Genomic DNA, 6,180 nt, shown 5'->3' with positions numbered 1-6,180 from the left:
CAACGCGGAAAGCGTTGCCGATGAGGGCACCGGGGGTGGCGGTGGCGTTTTGTGTTGCGAGGGCACGTTTGCGGTTCGGTGACGCTATCAGGGCGGCTGGCGCCGCCTCCGCGGGTGCCTCTTTCGCTCGTTGCTCTCGCTCTTTCGTTACGCCGCGCTACGGGGGTGCCGCAATTTGCCGTGGTGACGTCTGGCGCATACCGTAGCGCGGCGTAAGCGGAGCGCACCCGCGAAGCAACGCGCAGAGCGTTGCCGATGAGGGCGCCGGGGGTGGCGGTGGCGTTTTGTGTTTCGAGGGCACGTTTGTGGTTCGGTGACGCTATCAGGGCGGCTGGCGCCGCCCTCCGCGGGTGCCTCTATCGCTCGTTGCTCTCGCTCTTTCGTTACGCCGCGCTACAGGGGGCGCGGCATTAAGCGGGAGATTTGATCTGCTGGGGGCTGTGGGCTGCGTGGAGGCGTGCGATGAGCTGGTCTTCCAGGGCGAAGCGTTCGGTGAGCCCTTTGGCGAGCCGGTCGATCCAGGCGGGCAGCCTGGCCAGGTTTTGCTGGCAGCGTACCGGGCTGGCGAAGTCTTCGTCGAACTCCAGCACCATGGCGGTGGACATCTCCAACCGTTCCAGCAATCGGGCCGCAATGTGCAGAGCGCTTTCGTCGTTGAATGCCTTGGCCTCTTCGGCCAGCTGCGGGTAAATCTCGAAATGACCCGCGCTGATGTAATCCATCAGCAGCTCGCTGAAGGTGTCGATGCGTGCCTTGCTGACGGCTTCGAGCTCGGCATCACAGGCTTCCTTGAGCTCAATGAAGCTGACCAGTAGTGCGCGACGCTGATCCAACCAGCGGTCGATCAGGCTGTGTACGCCCCCCCAGCGCTCCAGGGCATTTTTGCAATCTTCGAGCATGGGGCTTCTCCTTGCTGATAGCCGCCTTCATCAGGGCTAGACTCGCTGTTCCTTCCAGCCCTGTCAATCCAGGCGGGCACGATTTCCTTGATACTGAGGTGAGTGCCTTGAATAATCAACGCTTGGCTAACGTACCCTGCCCCGTCACGGCCAGCCATAACATACGTAACGGCACCAGGGCGAGAATGACGAACCCGACCAGCGTCCAGCCAGGCAGCGACAGTCCCAGCAGCATGAAATCGATTTCCGCGCACTCGCCGGAGCCGGTGAGCACCATGGCCACGACGTCCTGCATGGGCAGAATATCCATCATGTATTCCAGGCCGGGGCCACAGCTGGGAACTTCATCGGCGGGCAGTCCCTGTAGCCAGACATGTCGGCCTGCAATAAACGCCCCGGTACCCACCGCTGCCAAGCTGAGCACGCCATATAACCCCTTGCCGAAACGGCCGCGGGGGTTATGAATGGCAGCCACGGCCAGCACCAGCCCGGCGGCGATGACCGCGACGCGCTGGAAGATGCACAGCGGGCAAGGCTCCAGCCCGCCAATGTGCTCCAGTCCTAGCGCCACGGCCATCATCAGGATACAAAAGGCGACGCCGAGTAGCGCGACCGGACGAATAGCTGATGAGGTCATTGCCCGTCCTCAGGTGTAATGGCCGATAGCGCTCGCGATTCCCGCGCCTTGGTGAAGTAGTTTTCCAGGAAGGTGCTGAAGCTTTCGTGATCTGCCGCTTCGATATCGCGCTGCTGCTGGTGCGAGGTGTCGATGAGCTGTGCCAGCAGCGCTTCCCGTGAGCGCAGCATGGGAGTGCTCTTCAAGGCATCCGCCTGCTCCTGAGCTATACCCAGCAGCGTTTTGCTGAGCGAGCCATTGCCTGATTGCAGCTTATCCAGCAGTTGCGCAGAGGGCGTCAATTCAGGCTGTTGCAAGCGTGGCTGCAGTTCTGCCAGTGCGGCCGCATGGGGGGCGTCGTCTTCCACGGCGTCCAGCAGCCGAGCGACCTCGGCCATTTCCGCGAAGATCTGCTCGCCCCACTCGGGGAGCGTCACCGATTCCCCCTGACGCACGAGACGCAGCTCAGGGTCACGCCCACGCTCCACCACCAGGCGACGGTTGTCATCCAGGCGGTCACACTCTTCATCGGAAATCCAGGGGCTGTCACTGAGCAGACACCACATCAGGAAGGTGTCGACAAAGCGCATCTGCACTTCCGTGACGCCCAACGGATCGAAGGGGTTGAGGTCCAGACAGCGCACTTCGATGTACTCGACGCCACGGGCTTCGAGTGCCTGGCTCGGAGTTTCGTTATGCCGGGCCACACGCTTGGGGCGAATATCGCTGTAGTACTCGTTCTCGATCTGCAGGATATTGGCATTGAGCTGCTGCCACTCATCGCCTTGCCGAACGCCCAGCGCTTCATAATCGGGCCACGGTGTGGAAATCGCATGGCGCAGGGTGTTGACGTAGTTGGAGAGCGAGTTGAAGCAGATTTTCAGCTGCGATTGGACCTTGTTCTGATACCCCAGGTCGGACATGCGCAGCGTGGTAGCATAGGGAGCGATATAAGTATCGTCACCGAGCGGCTGCAGCTTGTCCGGCACCTGCCCGTTGGGCAGGAAGCTCTTGTCCACGGCGGGGGACGCACCGAATAGATAGAGCAGCAGCCAGCTATGGCGACGGAAGTGACGAATCAAGCCAAAGTAGCGCGTCGAACGGTAGTCGTTGAACGGTACGTGGGTGGCTTTTTCCATCTCGCGCAGGGCGTACCACATGTCTTCAGGCAGCGAGACGTTGTAGTGCACCCCGGCAATGGCTTGCATGATCCGCCCGTAGCGCACGTCGAGCCCTTTGCGGTAAACGTGCTTCATGGTGCCCACGTTGGAGCTGCCGTAGTCGGCAATCGGCACGCTGTCGTTACCGGAGAGCCGAGAAGGCATGCTGCCAGGCCAGATCCACTCGTTATCGAGATGGTGATAGGTAAAGGTATGCAGATCGGACAGGAAGGCCAGAGCCTCCCTGGGTTCCGAATACACCGGGGTGATGTACTCCAGCAGCGCTTCGGAGTAGTCGGTGGTGATGTGCGGGTGGGTCAGCTTGGAGCCCAGCGCCTGGGGGTGTGGGGTCTGTGCGATATGGCCCTGCGCATCGACCCTCAGCCCCTCTTTTTCTAGCCCGCGACGCAGCCGCCCCAAACGACCCAGACGGGCGCTGGGGAGCAGGCGCTCGACCTGAGCGGTCAGCGACGTAGGCACCGTGAGTGGTTCAGACAAGGTGAACACTCCTTGTTGATAAGGCCTGCATGACGCAGGCCTTGTGGAAACCGGCGGGCGTGACCATGAGCTGTATCCTACCTGATAGGGAATAGTGGGCAGGATATGGCGGCAACCCTGTGTTTTTCAAGACACGCGACTATTTGCCCCGCTTGGCCTTCAACAACGCAGCACCCAGGGCGCCCATGGCCGCCGGTGCATTGCCCTGCTGCTGCCCCTGGCGCTGGCCCGCCTGACGGCTGCTGCGCGCAGGCTTGCGCGGCTCCTGAGCGGCGCGGCTACCGCTTTGTTCGGGCTGCTCTGGTTCATCGCTGAGACGCATGGAAAGCCCGACTCGCTTGCGGGGAATATCGACGCTCATCACCTTGACGGTGACGATGTCGCCCGCCTTGACCACGCTGCGCGGGTCGTCGATGAACCGCTCGGACAAGGCTGAGATATGCACCAGGCCATCCTGATGAACCCCGATATCCACGAACGCGCCGAAGTGCGTCACGTTGGTCACCGTGCCTTCCAGCACCATGCCCAGGGTGAGGTCCTTGAGCGTTTCCACGCCTTCGCGGAACTCCGCCGCCTTGAACTCCGGGCGCGGGTCTCGGCCTGGCTTGTCCAGCTCCTTGAGAATGTCGCTGACGGTGAGCACCCCGAAGCGCTCATCGGCGAAATCGGCGGGCTTCAGCGCCTTGAGGGTGGCGCTGTCGCCAATCAGGCCCTTGAGGTCACGCCCGCTCTGCTTGGCGATGCGCTCGACCAGGGTATAGGCCTCTGGGTGGACGGCGCTGGCATCCAGCGGGTTGTCGCCATTGCTGATGCGCAGGAAACCGGCGCATTGTTCGAACGTCTTGGGCCCCAGACGGCTGACGCCGAGCAGCTCCTTGCGGCTTTTGAAGGCACCCTGCAGGTTGCGCTGCGCGACGATGTTTTCGGCCATCGCGGCGCTCAAGCCAGCCACTCGGGAGAGCAGCGCGCTGGAGGCCGTGTTGAGGTCCACACCCACCGCGTTCACACAATCTTCGATGACGGCTTCCAGGCTGCGCGAGAGCTGCACCTGAGAGACGTCGTGCTGATACTGGCCTACCCCGATGGATTTGGGCTCGATCTTCACCAGCTCGGCCAGCGGGTCCTGCAGGCGGCGGGCAATCGAGACCGCCCCCCGGATGGTGACGTCGAGGTCGGGCAGCTCACGGGCCGCGTATTCCGACGCCGAGTACACCGATGCCCCGGCCTCCGACACCATGACCTTGCTCAGCGGCTGCGCGGGCGCCAGCGCCTTCACCAGTTCCCCGGCCAGCTTGTCGGTTTCACGGCTGGCGGTTCCGTTGCCCACGGCAATCAGCTGCACGCGATGCTGCTTGACCAGCCGCGCCAGCACCTCCAGCGATTCGTTCCAGCGGTTCTGGGGAGCGTGGGGGTAAATGGTGGCCTGGTCGATGAACTGACCGGTGGCATCGATGACCGCTACCTTGCAGCCGGTACGCAGGCCGGGGTCCAGCGCCAGGGTGACTTTCTGCCCCGCCGGGGCCGCCAGCAGCAGGTCTTTCAGGTTGGCAGCAAAGACATCGATGGCGGTCTGCTCGGCCTGTTCGCGCAGGCGGCCCAGCAACTCGGTTTCCAGTGCGGTGTAGAGTTTGACACGCCAGGTCCAGCGCACCACTTCGCCCAGCCACTTGTCGGCCGGGCGCCCTTCATCACGAATACCGACCTGACGGGCAATGGCCACCTGGGCAGGATGCACCGGGGCGTCTTCCTCACCGGGCAAACGAATGGCCAGCCCCAGAATCCCTTCGTTGCGGCCACGGAACATGGCCAGCGCACGGTGCGAGGGTACCCTGGCGAGTTTTTCGTCGTGCTCGAAGTAATCCGAAAACTTGGCGCCCTCCTGCTGCTTGCCTTCCAGCACCCGGGCGCTCAGCTCGCCTTCCTGCCAGAGCCGCTCACGCAGTTGGCCGATCAGCTCGGGATCTTCGGCAAAGCGCTCCATCAGAATCTGCTTGGCACCGTCGAGGGCGGCCTTGGCATCTTCGATGGCGGGTACTTCCCCTTCTGCCGGGCGCAGGTAGCGTGCCGCTTCGTTTTCCGGGTCGAGGGTGGGGTCGGCCAGCAGCGCATCCGCCAGAGGTTCGAGACCGGCTTCCCGGGCAATCTGGGCTTTGGTGCGGCGCTTTTTCTTGAACGGGAGGTAGAGGTCTTCCAGGCGCTGCTTGGTGTCGGCAGCCTCGATGGTGGCCTTGAGCGCGGGGTCCAGCTTGCCTTGTTCATCGATGGTCGCCAGCACGGCTTCGCGCCGCTCTTCCAGTTCGCGCAGGTAACGCAGGCGCTCATCCAACTGGCGCAGTTGAGTATCGTCCAGCGCGCCGGTCACTTCCTTGCGGTAGCGGGCGATGAAAGGCACGGTGGCGCCGCCATCCAGCAATTCCACCGTGGCCAGGACTTGTTCAGGTCGTACGCCCAGCTCTGACGCCAGGCGCGCAATAATCCGTTGTTTGACATCCATAACGTGCAACCAGCTCATGCAGCCTTCGAGGTGCCGACACGGTACCACAAAGCACCTGTGCTGGCATGGCTTGCGCGCCCGAGACCGCCCTAGCGGTGGAACTGCTTCTCCCGCTCGGGCTGCCAGAAGATGGCATCCACCCGCAGTTTCACTTCGGTGGCATTGGGCAGCGGCCATTCGATGACATCGCCCACTTTCAGGCCAATCAGCGCGGCCCCGATCGGCGCCATGACGGAAATACCGTCTTCCACGCTGGCCAGCGCATGGGGATAGACCAGCGTGCGGATCATTTGCCGACCACGGGTCAGGTCGGTGAAACGGATCTGGCTATTCATGCTCACGACGCTATCGGGAATGTCCTGCGGGTCGAGCACCTCGCCGCGCAGCAGCTCTTCTTCAAGCAATTCCGCCACCATCTGATCCTTTTCCGGTGCTTGATCGATCAGTCGCTGCAGACGCTCTGCATCGAGACGGTTGATGATGATTGGAGGACGTTGCCCCATGGTCTCTCTC

At 62.7% G+C, this 6,180-nt stretch carries 5 protein-coding genes; all 5 read right to left on the bottom strand.

The genetic code is table 11. The features are described from left to right. Positions 1-410 precede the first annotated feature (410 nt). A complete protein-coding gene (gene rsd, locus HSS18214_RS0100285; RefSeq protein ID WP_016913318.1) occupies positions 411-899 on the bottom strand; it encodes a sigma D regulator in 489 nt (162 codons plus the stop codon). A 115-nt stretch (positions 900-1,014) separates the two neighbouring features. Further along, positions 1,015-1,536 (bottom strand): disulfide bond formation protein B, encoded by a 522-nt coding sequence (locus HSS18214_RS0100280; RefSeq protein WP_016913317.1) that lies wholly within the window; start codon positions 1,534-1,536, stop codon positions 1,015-1,017. After that, positions 1,533-3,173 carry a glutamate--cysteine ligase gene (gene gshA / locus HSS18214_RS0100275; protein ID WP_016913316.1) on the bottom strand — a complete coding sequence of 547 codons (1,641 nt, stop codon included), beginning with the start codon at positions 3,171-3,173 and terminating at the stop codon, positions 1,533-1,535. The genes HSS18214_RS0100280 and gshA overlap by 4 nt, the downstream gene beginning before the upstream one ends. Positions 3,174-3,312: 139 nt before the next feature. Further along, positions 3,313-5,667, bottom strand: coding sequence for a Tex family protein (locus HSS18214_RS0100270; RefSeq protein WP_016913315.1), 2,355 nt, complete (start codon positions 5,665-5,667; stop codon positions 3,313-3,315). 89 nt (positions 5,668-5,756) lie between these two features. Further along, positions 5,757-6,170: a nucleoside diphosphate kinase regulator gene (gene rnk / locus HSS18214_RS0100265; protein ID WP_016913314.1), complete on the bottom strand. Its 414-nt coding sequence runs from the start codon at positions 6,168-6,170 to the stop codon at positions 5,757-5,759. Positions 6,171-6,180 lie beyond the last annotated feature (10 nt).

The sequence above is a fragment of the Vreelandella stevensii S18214 genome (genome assembly GCF_000275725.1).
Classification (GTDB): Bacteria; Pseudomonadota; Gammaproteobacteria; order Pseudomonadales; family Halomonadaceae; genus Vreelandella; species Vreelandella stevensii.
The sequence above is the reverse complement of the archived record's forward strand: the minus strand, read 5'-3'. Positions and strand labels throughout refer to the sequence as shown.